This window comes from Shewanella sp. P1-14-1, from assembly GCF_001401775.1.
Lineage (GTDB): Bacteria > Pseudomonadota > Gammaproteobacteria > Enterobacterales > Shewanellaceae > Shewanella > Shewanella japonica.
The window spans coordinates 1-20876 of sequence record NZ_LKTL01000033.1 but is presented as its reverse complement, the minus strand read 5'-3'; the positions used below and the strand labels follow the sequence as shown (position 1 = coordinate 20876).

The following is a 20876-nucleotide window of genomic DNA, read 5'->3' as shown; positions in this document are numbered from 1 at the left end:
GCACTAGAGTTCAGGAAACGTTATTCTGATTAATAAGGAGAAGTAGAATTTATTTTTAAGAAACTCAGCTTAATTCGTCAACATGACTTGCAACAACTGGTGCATAACTGAGATAATCCTCCGTCAAGTCTCATTAGAGCAAGGTTAAATTATAGGTCGGCTTGAGTTTAAGTCGATAAGGCATACTTTTCATATAAGATTCAGACGTATATAAAATGGCTGAAAAACGCAATATTTTTCTGGTAGGCCCAATGGGCGCAGGCAAAAGCACAATTGGTCGCCATTTGGCCCAAATGCTGCATTTAGATTTCCACGATTCAGATCATGAGATTGAGCAACGCACAGGTGCAGATATTGCCTGGGTGTTTGACGTTGAAGGCGAAGAAGGTTTCCGTCGTCGCGAAGCTCAGGTCATCGCTGACCTTTCGGAAAAGCAAGGTATTGTCCTTGCTACTGGCGGCGGATCTGTACAAAGTAAAGACATACGTAATCATTTGTCAGCTCGCGGTATCGTTGTATACCTTGAGACGACAATCGATAAGCAAGTCGCTCGTACTCAACGCGATAAGCGTCGACCTCTTTTGCAGGTTGATGACCCGCGCGAAGTGCTAGAGAATCTTGCTGATGTTCGTAATCCTTTATACGAAGAGATTGCTGACGTGATTGTTAAGACAGATGAGCAAAGCGCTAAAATAGTCGCAAATCAAATTATTGAGCAACTCGGATTCTAGGTAGGTTTATGCAACAAGTTCAGGTTGAATTAGGTATAAGAAGTTATCCCATTTTTATTGGCCAGAATTTATTGCAGCAAAATGCTTACCTTTCCGATTACCTTTCCGGTAAAAAAGCACTCATAGTCACCAATGACACTATCGCTCCCTTGTACCTTACAACGGCACAACAAGCGATGGCGAGTTGTGCTGACGTGGGTGTTGTTGTGCTTCCTGATGGTGAGAAATATAAAGATCTCACACATCTGGATTTGATATTTTCAGCTTTGCTTGAAAATAACTATGCCCGCGATTGTGTCATAGTTGCATTAGGTGGCGGTGTCATTGGTGACATGGCTGGCTTTGCTGCATCTTGCTACCAGCGAGGTGTTGAGTTTATACAAATTCCAACCACACTGCTTTCGCAAGTTGACTCTTCTGTAGGTGGCAAAACAGCAGTCAATCATCCGTTAGGGAAAAACATGATTGGGGCATTTTATCAGCCTCAAGCCGTGATCATCGATACCGATTGCTTATCAACTTTACCGGCTAAAGAGTTTGCTGCTGGTATGGCTGAAGTGATTAAGTATGGCATTATCTGGGACGCTGAGTTTTTTAGTTGGTTAGAGCAAAATGTAGAGTCACTTAAAGGGCTTGATAATGATGCATTAACTTATGCTATAGCTCGATGCTGCCAAATTAAGGCTGATGTGGTTGCACAAGATGAAACAGAGCGTGGCGTACGAGCTTTGCTTAATTTAGGCCACACCTTCGGACATGCCATTGAAGCTGAAATGGGTTATGGCGTATGGCTTCATGGTGAAGCGGTATCTGCTGGTACAGTTATGGCGGCACTCACGTCATTAAAACTCAATTTAATCTCACAACAAGATTTCGATAGGGTCGTTGCTTTACTGCAAGCATTTGATTTGCCAGTTGCATCACCAGATTCAATGACATTTGATCAATTCATTGCGCATATGCAGCGAGATAAAAAAGTCCTTGCTGGTCAAATTAGGTTAGTGTTACCCACGTCAATTGGCTCCGCTGACGTTTTTTCAGATGTTGAAACTTCATTATTGGCAGAAGTGATTAGCCAAGTCTAAGTAACGTGTGAGTCTAATGGTGGGCTTGTGGACATTCAACAAACGCTATTGTTACCTTCTCAAGAATCTCTAGTACAGCGATTACAGCACATTGCTAGCTACAGCGAGCAATTGGTACTCTTGTCCGGTGCTAAAGGAGCTGGCAAAACAACCTTAGTTACAGCCCTTGCAAGTGAACTGGATAGTTATAATTCTGCACTCGTAATCTGCCCAATGCATGCAGATAGCGCAGAAATTCGACGTAAAATCCTTGTTCAACTCATTTCATCTCCTATCTTTGATGATGCGCTTCCATTAGCTGATACGTTACTTCGAATACAATCTAGCTTAACTAAGCCTTTACACATCATTATTGATGACGCGCAATACATGCCAAAAGAGCTTTGGGCAGAATGCTTGATTTTGACTCAGTTGCAATGTGCGGGTAAGCCCATTTCGATGACGTTTACCATCGAAACTGATTCACTTGCCGAACTGACTCACGAGCTCACAGACTCAATGCAAGCTTTGCTGCTACATGTTGAGTTAGAGCCTTTATCCTTGGCTGAGCGAGAAGGCTTATATCGCACACTTTTGGTGAGAAGTAATAAAACCCCGTTTATTCCGCGTGAAATTATTCAAGCTCAAATTGAAAAACAATCTGGCACGCCTACCGAAGTGATCAATTTATTGAATAAAGCATTAGAGGACCAACCTGAAGACGTCAAAAAGTGGCCTAAATTTTTGCCTTGGGTCATGGGGTCTGTTGTGTTGTTATTAACTCTTGTTTTAGCCAGCTGGTTTATGCTTAAAGAAACTGCAGAAGTGCCAGCAGATAAGGTACAGTTTAATAATATTTATTCGCCACCAGAAACGCCTGCGCAGTGGGCTATTTATAATTACGCTGAATTATTACTGCAACCAGTCATTAACGACACGGCTGGCTTGAATCAGGCTGAGGCTGGTTTAAGGCTAGATGCGCTCAAGCCTACTCTTACCGAATTCAATTTTGTGGATATTATGCTACGAAACAGTGCAGGTAATAACAGTAAGATGACTGATGAGCACAATGTAAACAGCAACATCCCACAGACAGAAGATGAGCAAAACGTTGAAATAAGTGAAGATGAATTAGCCGCTGACCCAATGACTCATCAATCACCCGAAGCAGGCTCTCAAGACATAAATCAAGATGTCCAGCTATCTGAAGTGTCAGAAGGCAAGCCGATTGTCGAGAGCGACAAATTAGTCGCTGAAGGTTTATCTAACAATGATAATACGGCGAGTTTATCACTGTTAGATAAACCTGGTTATACATTGCAAATTGCCAGTGTCCGAGAGGCTAAGTCACTCACTCAAATATTATCTAAACTAGAACGGATTCAAACAGACTTAGCTTATGCCCAACAAGCTCGTTATAAACAGCGCCATATTGTGTTATTTGGGCAATATGACACAGTAAGTCAGGCACAGCAGCAAGCTGATGAATTACAACAGTCACTAGGTTTATCCGCGCCCTGGGTGCGCAAATGGAGTGATTTGACTGGATATGAACTCAAAATAGATTAACCGCTTAAAAAGCCATTAGATTCGATAATTCAAACGATGATTATTACCAATAAAAAGAGTACAATCATCTGCTTTAATTTTGCTAGCAAACGGTATTCATGACTAAAAAGCATAGAGCCTTTCTTAAGTGGGCGGGTGGAAAATTTAAACTCGTTGACGAGCTTGCAAAACACTTACCTCAAGGTAATAGATTAGTCGAACCTTTCGTCGGTGCTGGATCAGTATTTCTTAATACTGATTATGATGAGTATTTACTCTGCGACATAAACCAAGACTTGATTAATTTATACAATATTGTCAAAAATGATCCTGATACTTATATCGCAGCAGCTAAAGCGATGTTTGTGCCAGAGATGAATGTAAAAGAGCAATATTACCGTATTCGCACTGAATTCAATCAAACTAACGATCCCTTCAAGCGTTCAGTATATTTTTTGTATATGAATCGCCATGGTTTTAATGGCTTATGTCGTTACAACCGCAAAGGCGGCTTTAATGTACCTTTTGGTTCATATAAAAAACCATACTTTCCTGAAGATGAACTTAGGCATTTTTCAATGAAGGCGCAAAAAGCGAGTTTTCATTGTGTAAGTTATGAAAAAGCTTTTGAGATGTCGACTGTTGGGGACGTGATTTATTGTGACCCTCCCTATGCGCCATTATCAACAACGGCAAGCTTTACTACATATGCAGGGCCAGGTTTCAGCTTAGATGATCAAGCCTTACTTGCAAGAGAGTCGCGTCATACCGCACTTGAAAGAGACATTCCTGTTTTAATCAGTAACCATGATATTCCGCTAACACGCGAATTATACCGCGGTGCCAAACTGGCCTCTATTGCGGTGCAGCGTAATATAAGCCAAAAGGGCAATGGCAGAAAGAAAGTGGATGAAATTATGGCCTTGTACGATCACCACTACCAAGAAGTGATTGATTAAGTATTGTATTAATTATTCTGCTATTGATTCATGAAAAGCATGGGAATGGTATTGCTATAGAAAGGACATGAAGGGTAATTGGAATAGGATTAAGCTAATACTTGGTTCACGATAAAAATCAAAGATAGAATCATAATGATCGCCAGAGCAATTCCCATAAAAATAAAAGGTAATGGTGAATTACTTTGTTGAAAGTCTCGCTGGCGATTATCTTCTGTCTGCACTCCAAAGAAAGCTGCAACAGTACTCGAAAATACCCGCCAAAAAGACATTAAATGCTATTCGGATTATTAGTGGGCATGTCGCTAATCGGTTTACTCTTGTCGCTGTTGTGTAGTAACTCGAGTAAATCTAAAAAATGAAACTGGCTTGAGCGACTCTTACCCGTAACCCAATCTCCCCAACTCACATTGTCAGACTCGACAGCACAACGATTATTAGGGTGGCTGCTAGGTAGGCTGGAATTGTAGGTAACGTTTTCTGTACAAGCACAGTTGTCAGCCAACAATGGATTGCTATTATCCGACATGACAAAATAGGCAACTAACATTAATGCGCTGGTTGAAAATAAGCTTACTACAGGTTTTAGCGTCACCTTACCTGTTTGGTGGGTGCTCATTTTTGACTGACTGCACATCATAAGGGCTATCCTTGTCTTATACTTTCAGAATTAACACAATAAAAAATGTTTAGTGACGTTCTAATAGAGACTTAGCAACTGACTTGGTAGTCGCTTTATAACTATAACATCGCGAAAAACACAGTGACGTAGGTCGCATTATAGCAAATTTGTATAGTTAATGAACATCACTCTCATGTGATCTGGATCAATTTAATACTTACAGATTATGAAAATTTACGTTTATTGACAATAACAACCTTTTATTACGCTTTGCGACTAGAGCGAATAAGCTTCAGGGGGTAAAATACGGTCACTTTTAATTGCTTCGAGAAGACTATGCGTCCATTTTTGATTGCCCCATCTATTTTATCTGCCGATTTCGCCCGTTTAGGTGATGATGTTAAAGCCGTTTTAGATGCCGGTGCTGACGTTGTTCATTTTGATGTAATGGATAACCACTATGTACCAAATTTAACAATCGGTCCTATGGTTTGTCAGGCGCTTCGTGATTATGGCATTACCGCTGATATTGATGTGCACTTAATGGTTAAGCCTGTAGATCGTATCATTCCAGATTTTGCTAAAGCAGGTGCTTCAATTATTACTTTTCATCCAGAAGCGACGGAACATCTTGATCGTAGTTTGCAATTAATTAAAGAATCAGGCTGTAAGGCTGGCTTAGTATTTAACCCTGGAACGCCATTACATTATCTTGACCATGTAATGGATAAATTAGATGTGATTCTGCTTATGTCAGTCAATCCTGGCTTTGGCGGTCAATCATTTATCCCATCTACGTTAGATAAACTTAAACAAGTTCGCGAAAAAATTGATGCCAGTGGATTTGATATTCGTCTTGAAGTGGACGGTGGCGTAAAAGTGGATAATATTGCCGAAATTGCAGCGGCAGGCGCAGATATGTTTGTCGCAGGTTCTGCTATTTTTAATCAGCCTGATTATAAAACCGTGGTTGATGAAATGCGTACCGAGCTTGCAAAAGTAGACGCGTAGTATGGCTGATTTTTCTAGCATAAAAGCCATTGCGTTTGACTTAGACGGCACGCTAATTGATAGTGTGCCCGATTTAGCCGCCGCGACCCAAGCGACACTTGCTGAGTTAGCATTGCCAAGTTGCACCGAGCAGCAAGTGAGAAACTGGGTTGGCAATGGTGCTCAAGTATTAATGCAGCGTGCGTTACTCAATGCTGAGCAACAAAAAGGGTGTGACATAGGTGTACAACTTGAAAATGTCATGCCTATTTTTATGAAGCATTACGAATTACACCTACAAAAACACAGTAAGTTATATGCTGGAGTATTAACCGTGCTCAGCAAACTTAATGCTGCAGGCTACCCACTGGCGATTGTGACAAATAAACCTTATCGGTTTACTATCCCGTTGTTAGAAGCATTTGGTATAGCCGACTTATTTGGTCTGGTGTTAGGTGGCGACTCGCTGGATAAAATGAAACCCGATCCTTTGCCTTTAACGCATATTTTGCACAAATGGCAGCTCGAACCACAACAGCTGTTGATGGTAGGGGATTCAAAAAATGACATATTAGCAGCGAAAGCCGCAGGCGTAACCTCAATAGGCTTGACCTATGGGTACAACTACGGTGAAGATATTGGTCTGAGCGGACCCACTGCGGTATGCGAACAATTCAATGAAATTTTAGCCTTATTAACTAATTCGGCAGAATTCACAGCTAAATCAATGGAGCAATAAAACAAATGACTGCAAAACCTATCGTGTTTAGTGGCGCTCAACCATCAGGCGAGCTAAGTATTGGTAATTACATGGGCGCGCTACGTCAATGGGTTGGTATGCAAGACAGCCACGATTGTATTTATTGTGTTGTTGATTTACATGCGATTACCGTTCGCCAAGATCCTGAAAAGTTACGAGCGGCATGCTTAGACACACTAGCCATTTATCTCGCTTGTGGTATCGACCCTGAAAAAAGTACCGTCTTTTTACAATCTCAAGTACCACAACATACGCAGTTGAGCTGGGCATTAAACTGTTACACCCAAATGGGTGAGCTTAACCGCATGACACAGTTTAAAGATAAATCGCAAAAGCATGCTAATAACATTAATGTTGGTTTGTTTGACTACCCAGTATTAATGGCGGCAGATATCTTGCTTTATCAAGCAAATGAAGTGCCTGTAGGCCAAGATCAAAAGCAACATTTAGAGCTAACACGTGATATTGCAACGCGTTTCAATAATGCTTATGGCGACACATTTGTTGTGCCTGAGCCATTTATTCCTGAAACCGGCGCTCGTGTCATGTCGCTGCAAGAGCCAACGAAAAAAATGTCTAAGTCAGACGAAAACCGTAATAACGTGATTGGTTTACTTGATGATCCTAAAGCGATTATGAAGAAAGTGAAAAAAGCGATGACAGATAGTGAAGAGCCGCCTGTTGTTCGTTTTGACGTTGAAGAAAAGCCAGGTGTATCAAACTTATTGAGCTTGATGTCAGGTTGTAACGGTCAGTCAATCGAGTTAATTGAAAAAGACTTTGAAGACAAAATGTATGGACACTTGAAAGTTGCAACAGGTGAAGCTGTTGTTGCTATGCTAGAACCTATTCAAGCACGTTTTCGTGAAATCAGAGCGGATGAAGACTACCTAAATGCAGTCTTTAAAGCGGGAGCTGAAAAAGCGCAGGCTCGAGCTGAAGAAACAATCAAAAAAGTTTACGAAAAAATCGGAATGATTGTGTAACGTTCAATCGATTAATAAAAAAGCCAGCTTAATGCTGGCTTTTTTATTGGTTAGCCACCAGAGTGAGATTGCCTTTTTAGCCATTGAATAAAGCTTGCTAAAGCTGGTTCGTGTTGTCTGCGTTGTTTACAGCTAAAGTTAAAATTAAAACCCGTTAAAATGTCTGGTAAATCCAATGCAACAAGCCTTCCTGCTGCAATATCTCCTTTAACCATAAAGTCAGAGGCAAGTGCGATTCCTTGATGAGCAATCGCAGCTTCAATGGCCATCAAAACGTGGCTAAAAATATGTTGTTGTTTTTTGTCGCTGTCGTCGGCTTTATTGACGGTATGCCAGCGCTGCCAATCAATGCCTAATTCTCCTTCATCGACGGTGAGTAAGGTTGCTGAAGGTAAAGCGGCGATTAACTCTTGAGGTGATGCATTGGGTTTATTTAGCCATTGTTGCAGGTAATCAGGACTGGCTACAGCAATTAATCGCTCTTTATGCAAGGTAAGGTGCATATAGCCATTTTGATTTGATTGCCCAGTAATAAACATATCGGCGACATTATCACTGAGTTGTGGGTCGCTGGTGATCATATCCAAACGGATTTGAATATGCGGGTGCTGCTGACGGAATTCACTCAGTCTAGGAATAAGCCACTTAATGGCAAACGAGCTGTAAACGGCTAATCGTAACTGCTGGTTACCGTCACCTGTAATTTGTAAGCTGACCTCTTCAAGAGCATTAAAGGTGCTTTCCAATTGTAGTGATAATTGGGCTCCTTTGTCTGTTAGCTGTAATTGCCTTGTACTGCGTAAGAATAATTGCTCACCATAATAAGATTCTAACTGTTTAATTTGATGAGATACCGCACTTTGACTGATGCAAAGCTCTTCTGCTGCACGGGAAAAGTGTTGTAATCGAGCAGCAGATTCAAACACTTGCAATGAACGTAATGGTGGTAGTTTTCTCATTTACTTAGCTAGAAAATTGAATCTTATTTATTACCTTAATTCATTATTGTTTAGTATTCATCATTTTTAATCATGTAAAGGTCTAGTTATTATGCCATTTTGAGAAGCGGTGAGGTGACGATGAAGTCTCCAGTCATTTTTGCACTAATCATACTGGTGCTTGGCAATATTTTTAGCGCGTTATATGACGTATCCATCAAGTGGTTACCAGATAATGCAGATATCATTACCTTTTTATTATTACGACAATGCGGCAGCGTATTGATGTTATTGCCAATATGGTTCATGGCGAGAAAGCCTGTTACAGGCCACTTTAAATTACAGTTAGTGCGTTCTCACTTAGGGGTTATAACGTCAATTACCTTAGTGGTTGGCTTAGTTTCATTGCCATTAGCTACCGTCAGTTCATTATTTTTTTCAGCGCCGATTATGATTACTGTACTAGGCTATGTTTGGCTTAAAGAGCAGATCAGTTTGACCCAATGGTGGATTACTTTACTGGGATTTGTTGGCGTGCTGATTTTGTTACGGCCATCAAATATCGAATGGGCAGGCCTGCTAGTTCTCGTTGCTGCAGTGACGTTTTCAATGAATCAAATTGCATTAAGAAAGCTACCAAAGCAAGAATCACCATTAGTGACATTACTGCTTTATAATTTATTGAGTATTCCAGTATTGTGTGTGGCGGGAGCCTGTATCGGCTTTGGGGACGTGACGATGGCATTAATTGGCTTGTCGCTGATTAGTAACAGCTTTTTATTGGCGTATCACTTTTGCTGTATTGTTGCTTACCGTAGTGCGAAAGCGAGTGATATTGCCGTAGCTGAATACTCAGGGTTACTATTTTGCGTGCTATTTGGCTGGTTATGGTTTGATGAATGGCTCGATGGGATGAGTTGGCTGGGGGCCAGTTTAATTGTACTACCGACAGTACTATTACCTTTAATACTTGCCTGTGTTCGTAGGCAGCAACGTAAGTCGGTATCTGTATTAAATTAACCAATATTAATCGAATGGGTTTACCCTATAGATAAAAAATCACCGCAACGTATTTGCGGTGATTTTATTGTGCTCTGTCGTTCTAGGAGTCAATTCATATTTAAGGGTCGATATATTCGAAAACCTTAATCACTTTCCTTACACCAGAAGTATTGCGGGTGATTTCCACTGCAAGATCAGCTTGATCTCGGGGAATGATGCCCAATAGAAATACCTCCCCATTTTCTGTGACGACTTTTACTCTCGTCATGTCTAATGTTTTTTCATTTAACATACGAGTTTTTACCTTGGTGGTGATCCAAGTGTCATTGCTGCGAGTTGTGAATGAGGTTGGGTTACCAATCCGAATTTGATTATGTAACTTACCGCCAATTTCAAGCTCTTGAACGACTTTAACCGCTTTATCACGCAACATAGAGTTAGGTGACTGGCCAATCATCAATACATTACTGTTCAATACTACGCCAGTAATATTGGTTTGTTTATGAATATCTTGATGCTTAGCTAATGCACTTGTGATTTCAAAGTCGGCATTGGTATCACTGATTTGCGTAGACATACTACGCTCATCATTGGCCATCTTGGCTCCACCGACAGCACCAACCATAACAACACCAGCACAACCTTGAAGCAGGAATAATGTTGCTATGATAAGAACTGCTTTTATCATGCTTGCTCGTCCTGCGGGAACAGAGTGCGGTCGATATTGTCACATAGGCAGTGAATGACTAATAAATGCACTTCTTGAATACGAGCAGTAACGTTAGATGGTACACGTACTTCTACATCACCAGCACTCATTAAGCCGGCCATTGCACCACCATCTTTACCTGTTAGTGCAACAATCGTCATATCACGGCTAAGTGCAGCTTCCATGGCTTTAATGACGTTACCTGAGTTACCACTTGTTGAAATGGCTAATAAAATATCACCAGGTTGGCCTAATGCCATAATCTGCTTTGAGTAAATTTCATCATAGCTATAATCATTAGCGATTGCTGTGATGGTTGAAGTGTCACAACTTAGTGCAATTGCCGGTAAAGGAGGACGTTCAATTTCGTAGCGGTTTAATAGTTCCGCAGAAAAATGTTGTGCATCGCCAGCACTACCACCGTTACCACATGCTAAAATTTTATTACCGCTTAATAAGCATTGAACCATCATTTCAGCCGCTTTCTCAATCGACTCTGGTAAGGCTTCAGCTGCATCAATTTTAGTTTGAATTGATTCGGTGAAACTGTCTTTAATACGCTCTAACATGATAAATCCTTACTCGGTAATGTGATGCTGCTTACATATAATCTCGATTCTGGCAGCATTATAGCTAAATTTAATAAGTTAAAAACACCCTTGGAGCCATTGGATATCGGCTCCATTGATGGCAATCACATCAAAGCGGCATGGCGCATTGATTTTATGTGTTTGTAAATATTGTTCAGCAGCTTTTCTAATGCGTGATATTTGAGCTGTAGATACAGCATTTAAAGCACCTCCAAACTGAGTGGATGAACGGTATTTCACTTCAATAAACACCCAATATTGGTTATCACGCATAATTAAATCAATTTCGCCAAAACGATAGCGCTGATTTTGAGTCACAAACTGTAGACCTTGTTGCTCAAGGTAAGTTCGCGCTTGTGTTTCTGCATGCTGACCTGGATTGATGAATGTCATTGTTTTTTCATCGATATCATAGCGGACGTAGCTTTCCTCGCTGGTATTTGCCCCAGCTTAATTTACGTTCTATGACGCCGTCTTTGTCGACAGATAATGCGCCACTTCGACCATTAAACTGATACCCAGGAAAAGCGCGCATTTGGGCTAAACGATTAACCAAATCCAATGAGTCATAGCCCATGATATATAAACGCTTTTGACCATTATTCCACTGGCTCCATAATGTGTTAACCATAGTGGTTTCAGCATTTGAGCTCATTAACCAAGGAATATCGCTGATCATTAAATTATTGAGTTCTTGTGCTGATTGAGTCGAATTACCACTGAGCCGACTTCGGCTGGTGGTATACAAGGCAACAGGATCAGCAAAGACGCTGAAGTTAACATCTAAGAAGGGCTTAAGTAGGGCTAAGTCTTTAGCTGCCGAAATCATATAAATGGCATCAATATCACGACGCGAACGAAAATCCGCTTCTAAGGTATTACCAATGAGCTCTTTCATTCTTGCTATACGAGCTTGGCTATCTTTAACGCCTAAGGCTTCTTGCACGGTGACTTTCATTTGATCGCCGCCATCATAGTAATGGATTTCGGCGTTCTCTTCCGTTAGCGCTAACCACTTTTCATTGAAGCTTGCAGCCATTCGCTTACCCGTTGAATCGTTGCTTACCAGTAATAAAGGTAAGCTAACTCCGTCATCAAATAGGCGTTGTGCGGCATCACTGGCTTCTTGGGCTGGCGACAACGCAAAATAAAATTGGTCGTTATTCGGTGTAAAGGTTTCTGTTTGATTCAAATACAGTTGTGGAATCGTCATCAAACCTTGCTCGTTTAATGCCTGCATTTCTTCAACAGCATTGGGTAGCAGTGGCCCAATCACAAATTCTGCACCGGCGGCAACAGCCTCTTGATAAGCTTGTTCAACCCCTAAGTTAGTATCAAAAAAGTGTAGCGTGATTTGATCGTCATAAGCGGCCATGTAACTTGCAAGTATGCCTTGCCTGATTGGCTCGGCAACTGCGGCGCGGCGCCCGGTTAATGGCAGTAACACTGCAATATTTTGCGGTTTATAAGGTTGAGCATTCAACGCTTTTTCTAAATCTGAAGGTAATTTTGCCGCCCCAGGGTGATTTGGGTTAGATTGCTGCCATTGGCCTAAATAACGCACTAACTGGGATGGATCGATCGCATAATGTTTAGCGATATAGGCAAGTTGTAACCAACCCGAGAAGGTTGGATTTTTACCATCTCGCATAAAGCTTTTAATGGTTTCTTCATGCAAAGGCTGCAACGTACGCCAAATGGTGTCATTAACTTCAAAGGCTTGCTGTTTCGGAAGATAAAGGCTCAGAGAGCTAAGCTGGCGTAATTCATCAATCGGTTGTTTAGTTTGATTAAATAAGCGTGCTTTATATTGATGATAAGTAACACGTTGCCAGTTCGGTAATTGCCATTGTTCAGGGTAGTTCAATATTGCTAGTGCATCAGCATCTGAGCGATTCAGCTCAGCCACTCTTGCAGACAAGTAAAGCCACTCAGCCTGAAGTGTTGGCTCAGGTTGTAAATTGGGCTTCATTGAAGTCAAAAGCTTATCAGCAGCACTTACATTAGAGTCATTAATGTAAGCGTGAGCTGCTAAAAGCAAATACCTATCTCGCTCTTGAGGCTGCTGACTATTACTTGCCTCAGATAAATAGGTATTAGCCGTTTGCGTTACTGTTGCTAACGAACTATCAATAGCTTGTTTATTTTCAGTAGTTTGAGTCGCACAGCCAAATAATACACTTGATAAAATAGCTGCGAAAACGAATTTTGTTGTAATCAGTCTTTTTAACACAGGGCTTCACTCTGGTAAGATGCTGTCTCTAGTTTAACCTGCTCTTTCACTTGGCGAAAGTCCAGATGAGATTCAATACAGAGGTAGTTATGGACCTATCGGTCGCACTTTATATCGTTCCCACTCCTATTGGTAACTTAGGGGATATTAGCAACCGCGCGATTGAGGTATTAAATCATGTCTCATTAATCGCCTGTGAAGACACACGCCACAGCGGAAAACTATTAAGTCACTTTGGCATAGAAACACGTAAAACAGCCTTGCATGACCATAACGAACGTGACCGAGCTCAGTGGATTATTCAAAAATTAGGTAACGGCGAGGCCGTTGCATTAATTTCTGACGCTGGCACACCGCTCATATCCGATCCTGGTTACCACTTAGTTAAACAAGTGCGAGAGGCAGGTTTTAATGTGATCCCACTTCCAGGTCCTTGTGCTGCGATAACTGCATTAAGTGCATCAGGACTTCCGTCAGATCGATTTTCATTTGAAGGTTTTTTACCATCAAAAGAAAAGGGGCGATTAGATAAACTGGCAGCGCTCAAAGAAGATCCGCGTACATTAATTTTTTACGAATCACCGCATCGTATTGTGCACAGCTTGGAATCAATCGTGACAGCATTAGGCGGCGAGCGTGAAATTGTGATGGCACGTGAAGTCACTAAAACATTCGAAACATTTTTATCCGGCCCAGCAGCCGATGTGTTGCAGAACGTCAAAGATGATCCTAATCAGCAGCGCGGTGAAATTGTATTAATGTGTCATGGCCATCGCACAGAAGCCGAGTCAGAGTTTTCAACCACTGTCATAAATACCCTTAAAATTCTTTGCCAAGAATTGCCCTTAAAAAAAGCGGCGGCATTAACAGGGCAAATTTATGACATTAAGAAAAACGCTCTTTATAAGCATGGTTTAGAAATCGGTTTATAACGAAAGCTACTTTATAAAACTTGCTTAAAAATGGCTGCTGTTAATCAAATGGGTTAACACAGCCATTTTTAGTTGGTGTGTTGTTTATGCTTAGGCTATAATCCGCGCCGAGTTGGCCAGACAGTTGCTGCGTTCGCAAGAACGGGGAGGAAAGTCCGGGCTTCAAAGAGCAGGATACCAGGTAACGCCTGGGCGGTGTAAACCGACGACAAGTGCAGCAGAGAGAAGACCGCCAACTTCGGTTGGTAAGGGTGAAAGGGTGCGGTAAGAGCGCACCGGGCCACTGGTAACAGTTGGTTGCAAGGTAAACTCTATCCGAAGCAAGACCAAATAGGGTCCCGTATGGCGCTGCTCGCGTTGGGACCGGGTAGGTCGCTTGAGCCTGTGAGCGATTGCAGGCCTAGATGAATAACTGTCCACGACAGGACCCGGCTTATCGGCCAACTCACCTAATTTAACTAAAGGCCTCACAGCAATGTGAGGCCTTTTGTTTTTTAGGGTGCAGATTAGCTCGGCTCATTAGCATCAGTATCTTTATCGTTTTTAGAGAGTCGTCACCTATCCTCTTTTTATTTCATGCTAATTTTGAGCACATCTTAAAGAGGAGTCCCCCCATGAAACGTCCCGTCATTCTCGATTGCGATCCTGGTCATGATGATGCCATCTCGCTGATCCTTGCATTAAGTTCTGACCAATTAGATGTGCTCGCAGTGACAACCAGTGCTGGTAATCAAACTCAAGCCAAAACGCTCAATAATACCTTACGCATTTTAACCTTGTTAGGACGCCAAGATATTCCTGTTGCCTCAGGTTCACCTAAGCCATTGGCGCGCAATCTCATTATTGCTGACAATGTTCATGGTGAGTCAGGGCTAGATGGGCCAGTATTACCCGATCCTAGTTTTGCTCCCGTTGAGCAAACCGCCATTGAATTGATGGCTGAAAAAGTCCGTCAATCAGCAACGCCAGTGACTTTAGTACCAACAGGTCCTCTGACCAATATTGCCATTTTTTTAACGGCGCACCCAGAGCTGCACACAAACATAAAAGAGATTGTATTAATGGGCGGGGCTGCTAGCGAAGGCAATTGGACGCCTGCAGCCGAGTTCAATATTTTTGTTGATCCTGAAGCGGCTGATATTGTATTTAAAGCTGGCGTTCCTGTCGTGATGTGTGGGTTAGATGTGACTCATAAAGCACAAATCATGGATGAAGATATTGAACGTATACGTGACATTGGTAACCCGATATCTCAATGCGTGGCCGAATTATTAGATTTCTTTATGATTTACCACCGTGATCCTAAATGGGGGTTTACTGGGGCGCCACTTCATGACCCTTGTACCATTGCTTGGATGTTACAACCTGAATTATTTACAGCGACTGACTGTTGGGTCGGCATTGAAACTAAAGGCGAGTACACCCAAGGAATGACTGTGGTTGATCGCTACCACTTAACCAGTAATCCACACAATGCTAAAGTGATGTTTGATATTGACCGACTTGCATTTGTAGATTTTATTATCAATTGCCTAAGTAAATATTCTTAAAAATAGGCAAGGTATTGTCACTATTTTTTATCAATGATCAGTGACTTGCCATGTCAATCACTGAGGAAACCTTTTGATGAACACATTATTAGTTGTGGGCAGTGCTAATGCCGATCATGTATTAGCGTTTAGTACGCTACCCAAACCTGGCGAGACTTTGATGAGCCAGCAATATCGATTAGAACTTGGCGGTAAAGGGGCTAATCAAGCTGTTGCTGCAGCTAGATTAAAAACACCAAAGCAGCAGGTCGAATTTATCTGTGCGCTGGGTGATGACGGTAATGCAAGGTTGATGCGAGATGCTTGGCAAAGTGACGGCGTGATATTATCTGGCTGTTATGATATTGCTGGACAAAATACTGGTACAGCAATGATTTTTGTCAGTGAGAAAGGTGAAAATAGTATTGGTGTGGTTGCTGGAGCAAATGCTTGCTTAACGCCTGCGCATATTGTGCAGCAACAAAGACTGTTTGACCTTGCCAGTTATTTACTCATTCAGCTTGAAACTCCAATAGATACTGTGGCGACAGCGTTAAGGCTTGCTAAACAGCACGATTGCACCACCATACTCAATCCTGCGCCTGCAGCGACTTTACCATCAGAATTACTGAGTTTGGTAGACATCATTACGCCTAATGAAACTGAAGCACAAGCGCTTACGGGTATTACGGTTACTGATACACATTCTGCCGCTCTTGCGGCGAACAAGTTGCATCAGTATGGCATTGGCACGGTCATTATCACTCTAGGGAGTCAGGGCGCTTATGTCAGTGTGCAAACTGATTCTGAGCGATACAATCGACTAATAGCCGCTTTTCCTGTCACTGCAATTGATACCGTCGCTGCAGGTGACACTTTTAATGGCGCGTTAATGGTGGCATTAGATGAAGGGCTAAGCATGATTGAAGCGGTGAGTTTTGCCAATCAAGCATCGGCGATTGCGGTGACTAGGCATGGCGCTCAACGTGGTATTCCTTATCGAGCTGAGCTGTAGCTAATTGATAATCTTAAATCGCTAAACTAATGTGCATATAAAGAATAAATGCTATTGTATTCAATCACATTTAAGGATTTGAATGTGATTGAATACAAAATGGTGTTGTAACAGCATTTCAGCTTAATTGGGTTGATTAAGTTGTGTGTCAAGGATGAAAGTATATGAGTGGGTATGGAAACTATTGGAGTAACTCAAGTGATGTCATTATTAATGAGATCAAGGCTAAAGTCTTGGCTCGAGACTTTGAGCTCTATGGTATAAAAAGGCGAAATATTCCACCTCTTGGAATTGATTACCTTGAAGTATTAGATGGTGTTACCAAGCTCGATAGACTAGAAATTGAGCGTATTGCCAAAGAAGTGATCGCGGCACATAAAAGAGGGCCTACCCCTCAGCTCTCACCACAACAACAGCTTCAAGCAAGACAGAAAGATATTTGGCAACATCAAGAGCACCGATCATTTTCTGTTTTCTTAAAAGACTTCACTAAAGGCTTTTCTATTTACAAATTGCTTATTATTTCTAGTTTATTGATACTTTTTGCCGTCACTGTGCATATTTTGACGAACGGTTTGAAAGCAAAGCAGGTGAATAAAAAGCTGGAAATCGAGATTCAGCAAAGAATGAGCGAGCAGGAAAAGCATAAAGCTAGCATTCTTGAAAACATGCAAAAGCAAATTGCAGCCCAAACCAAAACAATCAAGCTGAATTCTGAACAAGCGGCACTGAAGTCATTATTTCAAAGCCTAAATCGTCAAGTGTTAAGCGCTAGAAGAGATGTTGATAGATTTTATTATCAAAATCATCGTTTTCCAGAAAGTAATAAAGAAGCCAGTACAATGTTAAATAGATTAAAGTCTGAAATTGGTGTCAGAGATGCTTTTATTTCGAGCCAGAAAGGAATTGTATTAGTGCTAGATTCGCAATTTGAGTCAGGCACTGTTATTCATCACAAACCAAGTCAGTTTGGACAAGGTATACAATGGCGATGTGAGACAAATGCTGTAAAGGCTTTTCTTGAAAACCCAACGCAACATATTTGTAATCATAATCCTAGCATCAGAAGAATGACCCTCATTCCTGAAGTGTGGGCTGATTAGTCAAATTTGCCGCTATTGAAATAAGAATGGACTCAATATGACCTCAAATCGTACTCAAATGATTGAGCTAATCGAGCAAGACAAAATAGCTGAAAATCATCTCAATCAGGCGTTGCAGCTAAGTGGTGTAACGCCTAACACTCAACGCTGGTTTCAATTCGTGAATCAATTACTCGCTTGGTTTGGCGGGTTAGCATTGATGTTTTCTGTGCTGTTTTTTATTGCCTATAACTGGCATGAAATGGGTAGATTCGCCAAATTCATGCTTGTTGAAGTGCTGATTGTTTTATCTGTTATTGGTTATTACTTTTTAGATAAAAAAGCGCGAAAAACTCAGCAAACTGAAGGCTCCGCTTTCTCAGAACCCTCCAAGGCACCTTTTTCAATCGTAAGCCAATTTAAAGTCAGCGATACTGTTGCCAAAATCCCTTTGTTAATGGCGTCGATTTTCTTCGGGGTATTACTGGCGTTGTTTGGGCAGACATATCAAACAGGTGCCGATCCTTGGCAGTTATTTTTTAATTGGGCATTGCTGATTATTCCTTGGGTCATCATAGGTCGCTTAAGTGCATTGTGGATGGTATGGGTAGGCTTACTCAATTTAGCAGTACTACTTTATTTTCTTGAGTTTGGCGGGGTAGGACTTTTTGGGCATCAAGACTTAAATGCGCTCTGGAGCGTCTTTAGTATCAATGCCATAGCATTATTGTGTTGGGAGCTTATGAGCCGCCGATATACTTGGTTAACTGTTCGCTGGGCACCAAGAGTATTAGCGTCAGTCAGTGGTTACAGTATTACTTGGCTGACATTATTGGTTATCGTAGATGCCAATTATATAGGTGTAAGTCGCTATGACTTGAGTGGTGAAAATCTCGTTCCTGTGATTGTGTGGCCAATATGGGTTGGCTTAATGTACATCGCCTATCGACGCTTTCGGCAGGATTTATTTATGCTAGCTGGCACCTTGTTATCGGCCAACATCATTATTATCAGCTTTTTAACGACGCACCTACTAAATGATATTCATGAGTTGGGCTTTTTGTTGATGTCGTTCACCACGATTGGAATGGCGGCGGGGTCGGCAATGTGGCTACGAAATATCAATAAGGAGTGGCAATCATGAAGCAGTCACTCTCTAATACTAATAAGCCAATCCATGGGCTTTGGCAATTACTCATACAGCATCAATTGGTTATGGGGGAAGCGCCAGAAAAACCTGAAATTACATCACCTTGGTTTGTGAAGTTATTACTCGCAATAGCGGGCTGGTTTGCAGCATCATTCTTTTTAGGGTTTGTCGCATTGGGGTTAGAGTTTATCTTCGATGAAGATTCAGGCCCTTACATAATGGGAGCCGTGTTGGTGCTGGTGGCCTATGTATTACTTTTAAAAATTCGAAATGAGTTTTTAGAGCATCTTGCATTAGCGTTGAGTTTTTGCGGGCAAATATTATTGGTATATGGCTTTATTCAACATACTAACGATGATGTTAGTTGGTTAATGGCCACAGTGTTACAGCTTAGTTTACTGTTCATGATGCCGAATGATATTCATCGTTTTTGCTCAGCATTTATTGCAGGATGCTGTTTGATGGTGACGTTAGCCTTGTTTCACCTGCCGTTTATTGGTGGCGGTGTGGTGCTGATGGTTGCGTGCTGGTTATTATTAAATGAGTTCAATCTATCAAAAAAACCAATGTTTGCCGGGTTATCACGTCATAAACGTCCCATTGCATATGGCTTGTTATTATCACAAGTTTTGCAGTCTAGCTTAATGGCATTTCAATACCATTGGTATAAGGATATCGGCGCTTCGGTCAGTCAAGGGTTTTACACCGCTCCTTGGATGGGGAATGTACTATTGGCATTCGTGTCACTGTATGTGGCGCAAACGATACTGAGTCGTCATCCTGAATTATCCCAAAAACTGCGTTACTGGATATTCGCCGTTATCGTTATTATTTCGGTGCTATCGTTTGAAGCGCCAGGAATTAACGTTGGTATCTTGTTGCTCATTTTAGGTTTTTCAGCCAGTAATTACTTATTAATGGGAGTAGGGATTACCGCTCTACTGAGCTTTATATCTGCTTACTATTACTTTTTACACTACACCCTTTTTGAAAAGTCGATAACCCTCATCGTGATGGGATTAGTCCTGCTAGGTATACGTTGGTTTTTACTTAAATCCAGTTGGCTAAACGGTGCTGAGGCGAGTATCAATAATGTTGTCAAGGAGTCGGTGAGTGAATAAGTTAATCCAATTGTTGAGTCATCATCAGACACGCTTACACAAAACCCTGTTATTTGGCACCTTAGTCATCATATTAGGGTTAGTGAATTGGCAAATTTATCAAAAAGAGCAACATCTTGCTCATGGCACCAAAGTCTATCTTGAGTTAGCTCCTGTTGATCCTCGCTCACTTATGCAGGGTGACTACATGGCGCTGCGGTTTAAAATCGCAGATGATATTCGTGCAGCATTAAAGCGTGCTCAAGCGCAATCAATTGAAGCTGCGAAATCCAATCAAGGCGTTTCAGATACACAAAGTCATTCAGTCACTAGCAGTGAAGAGCAAAACATTGAGATAACAAGTGAACAGTGGCAATCACTCCCCAATAGTGATGGTTATGTCATTGTCAAAATCGATGAAAATCATATCGCCCATTTTCAGGCTATTGCAGATGCTCCAGATGACGGCAAGAGTAATGCAAAAAGCAGCGGTATAAGCAGTGCTGAAGATATCGAGCAAACTCTGAGTTCAAATCCGCTACGGATACAGTATCGAGTGAGGCAAGGGCAAATCAAATTTGCCACCAACGCTTTCTTCTTTCAAGAAGGTCACGCCAGTGTATATGAAGCCGCTGATTACGGTGAGTTTCGAGTTAACAGCAATGGGGAGCCGCTATTAACGGCCATGTATGATGCCGACTTGAAGAAGCTTGAGTATCGAGAGGAAGGCGGTGAGCAAGAAAGTAACAATTGATAATAGATTGAACTTTGTTGATTCAGCTTATTAGTGATCTAGTTGTTTACCGATAGGCGCAGGAAATCGTTGCCTTGCTGGTAATCTGCTGATGCTTACTTCGGAAAATTATCTTGAAGATAATGGGCGATTTTATTGGATATCGTCACTAGTTCATCACGAAGCCAAGTATGGGCGGGGTC

Annotated in this window: 22 protein-coding genes and 1 other RNA gene; 16 read left to right on the top strand and 7 right to left on the bottom strand. The window is 41.6% G+C overall.

Annotated features, from left to right (window positions below; all coding sequences use genetic code 11):
* Nucleotides 1-215: 215 nt before the first annotated feature.
* The 4 genes from aroK (at nt 216) to AN944_RS19000 (ending at nt 4302) form a co-directional block, all read left to right on the top strand.
* Nucleotides 216-731: a shikimate kinase AroK gene (gene aroK / locus AN944_RS19015; protein WP_055026228.1), complete on the top strand. Its 516-nt coding sequence runs from the start codon at nt 216-218 to the stop codon at nt 729-731.
* A gap of 8 nt (nt 732-739) precedes the next feature.
* Nucleotides 740-1816, top strand: coding sequence for a 3-dehydroquinate synthase (gene aroB, locus AN944_RS19010; protein ID WP_055026227.1), 1077 nt, complete (start codon nt 740-742; stop codon nt 1814-1816).
* Nucleotides 1817-1843: 27 nt separating this feature from the next.
* Entirely contained in the window at nt 1844-3364 is a 1521-nt protein-coding gene (locus AN944_RS19005; RefSeq protein ID WP_055026226.1) for an AAA family ATPase, read from the top strand.
* Nucleotides 3365-3462: 98 nt separating this feature from the next.
* Nucleotides 3463-4302: a Dam family site-specific DNA-(adenine-N6)-methyltransferase gene (locus AN944_RS19000; protein WP_055026225.1), complete on the top strand. Its 840-nt coding sequence runs from the start codon at nt 3463-3465 to the stop codon at nt 4300-4302.
* An 89-nt stretch (nt 4303-4391) separates the two neighbouring features.
* Here AN944_RS19000 and AN944_RS18995 read toward each other — a convergent pair whose 3' ends face one another.
* Together AN944_RS18995 and AN944_RS18990 are read right to left on the bottom strand one after the other, a co-directional pair.
* Nucleotides 4392-4574, bottom strand: a complete 183-nt coding sequence (locus AN944_RS18995) for a DUF2970 domain-containing protein (protein ID WP_055026224.1) — start codon at nt 4572-4574, stop codon at nt 4392-4394.
* Nucleotides 4574-4942 carry a hypothetical protein gene (locus AN944_RS18990; protein WP_055026223.1) on the bottom strand — a complete coding sequence of 123 codons (369 nt, stop codon included), beginning with the start codon at nt 4940-4942 and terminating at the stop codon, nt 4574-4576. The genes AN944_RS18995 and AN944_RS18990 overlap by 1 nt, the downstream gene beginning before the upstream one ends.
* Nucleotides 4943-5260: 318 nt before the next feature.
* Between AN944_RS18990 and rpe the strand changes: the two genes are divergently transcribed.
* From rpe to trpS, 3 genes are read left to right on the top strand one after another with little or no spacing between them, the layout of a single operon-like run.
* Nucleotides 5261-5935 carry a ribulose-phosphate 3-epimerase gene (gene rpe, locus AN944_RS18985; RefSeq protein ID WP_055026222.1) on the top strand — a complete coding sequence of 225 codons (675 nt, stop codon included), beginning with the start codon at nt 5261-5263 and terminating at the stop codon, nt 5933-5935.
* A 1-nt stretch (nt 5936) separates the two neighbouring features.
* Nucleotides 5937-6653 (top strand): phosphoglycolate phosphatase, encoded by a 717-nt coding sequence (locus tag AN944_RS18980; protein ID WP_055026221.1) that lies wholly within the window; start codon nt 5937-5939, stop codon nt 6651-6653.
* 5 nt (nt 6654-6658) lie between these two features.
* Complete coding sequence (gene trpS, locus AN944_RS18975; RefSeq protein WP_055026220.1) at nt 6659-7660, top strand: tryptophan--tRNA ligase; 1002 nt, start codon at nt 6659-6661, stop codon at nt 7658-7660.
* A 50-nt stretch (nt 7661-7710) separates the two neighbouring features.
* Here trpS and AN944_RS18970 read toward each other — a convergent pair whose 3' ends face one another.
* Nucleotides 7711-8619, bottom strand: a complete 909-nt coding sequence (locus AN944_RS18970) for a LysR substrate-binding domain-containing protein (RefSeq protein WP_055026219.1) — start codon at nt 8617-8619, stop codon at nt 7711-7713.
* Nucleotides 8620-8739: 120 nt separating this feature from the next.
* Here AN944_RS18970 and AN944_RS18965 point away from each other — a divergent pair, with 120 nt between their 5' ends.
* Nucleotides 8740-9618, top strand: coding sequence for a DMT family transporter (locus AN944_RS18965; protein ID WP_055026218.1), 879 nt, complete (start codon nt 8740-8742; stop codon nt 9616-9618).
* 100 nt (nt 9619-9718) lie between these two features.
* Here the strand turns inward: AN944_RS18965 and AN944_RS18960 are convergent, their stop codons facing one another.
* From AN944_RS18960 to AN944_RS18945, 4 genes are all read right to left on the bottom strand, one after another.
* Nucleotides 9719-10288 (bottom strand): BON domain-containing protein, encoded by a 570-nt coding sequence (locus AN944_RS18960; RefSeq protein ID WP_055026217.1) that lies wholly within the window; start codon nt 10286-10288, stop codon nt 9719-9721.
* Complete coding sequence (locus AN944_RS18955; RefSeq protein WP_055026216.1) at nt 10285-10878, bottom strand: phosphoheptose isomerase; 594 nt, start codon at nt 10876-10878, stop codon at nt 10285-10287. The genes AN944_RS18960 and AN944_RS18955 overlap by 4 nt, the downstream gene beginning before the upstream one ends.
* A 78-nt stretch (nt 10879-10956) precedes the next feature.
* Nucleotides 10957-11283 carry a YraN family protein gene (locus tag AN944_RS18950; RefSeq protein WP_144430229.1) on the bottom strand — a complete coding sequence of 109 codons (327 nt, stop codon included), beginning with the start codon at nt 11281-11283 and terminating at the stop codon, nt 10957-10959.
* Nucleotides 11284-11308: 25 nt separating this feature from the next.
* Complete coding sequence (locus tag AN944_RS18945) at nt 11309-13132, bottom strand: penicillin-binding protein activator (RefSeq protein ID WP_055026214.1); 1824 nt, start codon at nt 13130-13132, stop codon at nt 11309-11311.
* An 89-nt stretch (nt 13133-13221) separates the two neighbouring features.
* On the opposite strand from AN944_RS18945, the gene rsmI reads away from it, so the two are divergent.
* From rsmI to AN944_RS18910, 8 genes are all read left to right on the top strand, one after another.
* Nucleotides 13222-14064, top strand: coding sequence for a 16S rRNA (cytidine(1402)-2'-O)-methyltransferase (gene rsmI / locus AN944_RS18940; protein ID WP_055026213.1), 843 nt, complete (start codon nt 13222-13224; stop codon nt 14062-14064).
* 108 nt (nt 14065-14172) lie between these two features.
* Nucleotides 14173-14516, top strand: an RNA gene (gene rnpB, locus AN944_RS19115) — RNase P RNA component class A.
* 162 nt (nt 14517-14678) lie between these two features.
* Nucleotides 14679-15614 carry a pyrimidine-specific ribonucleoside hydrolase RihA gene (gene rihA, locus AN944_RS18935; RefSeq protein ID WP_055026212.1) on the top strand — a complete coding sequence of 312 codons (936 nt, stop codon included), beginning with the start codon at nt 14679-14681 and terminating at the stop codon, nt 15612-15614.
* A 76-nt stretch (nt 15615-15690) separates the two neighbouring features.
* Nucleotides 15691-16608 (top strand): ribokinase, encoded by a 918-nt coding sequence (gene rbsK / locus AN944_RS18930; RefSeq protein ID WP_055026211.1) that lies wholly within the window; start codon nt 15691-15693, stop codon nt 16606-16608.
* A gap of 164 nt (nt 16609-16772) precedes the next feature.
* On the top strand, nt 16773-17711 hold the full coding sequence (locus AN944_RS18925) for a hypothetical protein (RefSeq protein WP_055026210.1): 939 nt from the start codon (nt 16773-16775) through the stop codon (nt 17709-17711).
* A 37-nt stretch (nt 17712-17748) separates the two neighbouring features.
* Nucleotides 17749-18834 (top strand): DUF2157 domain-containing protein, encoded by a 1086-nt coding sequence (locus AN944_RS18920; protein ID WP_055026209.1) that lies wholly within the window; start codon nt 17749-17751, stop codon nt 18832-18834.
* Nucleotides 18831-19961 (top strand): DUF4401 domain-containing protein, encoded by a 1131-nt coding sequence (locus tag AN944_RS18915; protein ID WP_055026208.1) that lies wholly within the window; start codon nt 18831-18833, stop codon nt 19959-19961. Before AN944_RS18920 ends, AN944_RS18915 begins: the two co-directional genes overlap by 4 nt.
* Nucleotides 19954-20694: a GDYXXLXY domain-containing protein gene (locus AN944_RS18910; RefSeq protein ID WP_055026207.1), complete on the top strand. Its 741-nt coding sequence runs from the start codon at nt 19954-19956 to the stop codon at nt 20692-20694. The genes AN944_RS18915 and AN944_RS18910 overlap by 8 nt, the downstream gene beginning before the upstream one ends.
* The last annotated feature ends 182 nt before the right edge of the window (nt 20695-20876 follow it).

Coding starts and splice junctions, on each gene's coding strand:
- aroK (WP_055026228.1), top strand. CDS start 216: ATGGCTGAAAAACGCAATATTTTTCTGGTAGGCCCAATGGGCGCAGGC.
- aroB (WP_055026227.1), top strand. CDS start 740: ATGCAACAAGTTCAGGTTGAATTAGGTATAAGAAGTTATCCCATTTTT.
- AN944_RS19000 (WP_055026225.1), top strand. CDS start 3,463: ATGACTAAAAAGCATAGAGCCTTTCTTAAGTGGGCGGGTGGAAAATTT.
- AN944_RS18995 (WP_055026224.1), bottom strand. CDS start 4,574: ATGTCTTTTTGGCGGGTATTTTCGAGTACTGTTGCAGCTTTCTTTGGA.
- AN944_RS18990 (WP_055026223.1), bottom strand. CDS start 4,942: ATGATGTGCAGTCAGTCAAAAATGAGCACCCACCAAACAGGTAAGGTG.
- rpe (WP_055026222.1), top strand. CDS start 5,261: ATGCGTCCATTTTTGATTGCCCCATCTATTTTATCTGCCGATTTCGCC.
- AN944_RS18980 (WP_055026221.1), top strand. CDS start 5,937: ATGGCTGATTTTTCTAGCATAAAAGCCATTGCGTTTGACTTAGACGGC.
- trpS (WP_055026220.1), top strand. CDS start 6,659: ATGACTGCAAAACCTATCGTGTTTAGTGGCGCTCAACCATCAGGCGAG.
- AN944_RS18970 (WP_055026219.1), bottom strand. CDS start 8,619: ATGAGAAAACTACCACCATTACGTTCATTGCAAGTGTTTGAATCTGCT.
- AN944_RS18965 (WP_055026218.1), top strand. CDS start 8,740: ATGAAGTCTCCAGTCATTTTTGCACTAATCATACTGGTGCTTGGCAAT.
- AN944_RS18960 (WP_055026217.1), bottom strand. CDS start 10,288: ATGATAAAAGCAGTTCTTATCATAGCAACATTATTCCTGCTTCAAGGT.
- AN944_RS18955 (WP_055026216.1), bottom strand. CDS start 10,878: ATGTTAGAGCGTATTAAAGACAGTTTCACCGAATCAATTCAAACTAAA.
- rsmI (WP_055026213.1), top strand. CDS start 13,222: ATGGACCTATCGGTCGCACTTTATATCGTTCCCACTCCTATTGGTAAC.
- rihA (WP_055026212.1), top strand. CDS start 14,679: ATGAAACGTCCCGTCATTCTCGATTGCGATCCTGGTCATGATGATGCC.
- rbsK (WP_055026211.1), top strand. CDS start 15,691: ATGAACACATTATTAGTTGTGGGCAGTGCTAATGCCGATCATGTATTA.
- AN944_RS18925 (WP_055026210.1), top strand. CDS start 16,773: ATGAGTGGGTATGGAAACTATTGGAGTAACTCAAGTGATGTCATTATT.
- AN944_RS18920 (WP_055026209.1), top strand. CDS start 17,749: ATGACCTCAAATCGTACTCAAATGATTGAGCTAATCGAGCAAGACAAA.
- AN944_RS18915 (WP_055026208.1), top strand. CDS start 18,831: ATGAAGCAGTCACTCTCTAATACTAATAAGCCAATCCATGGGCTTTGG.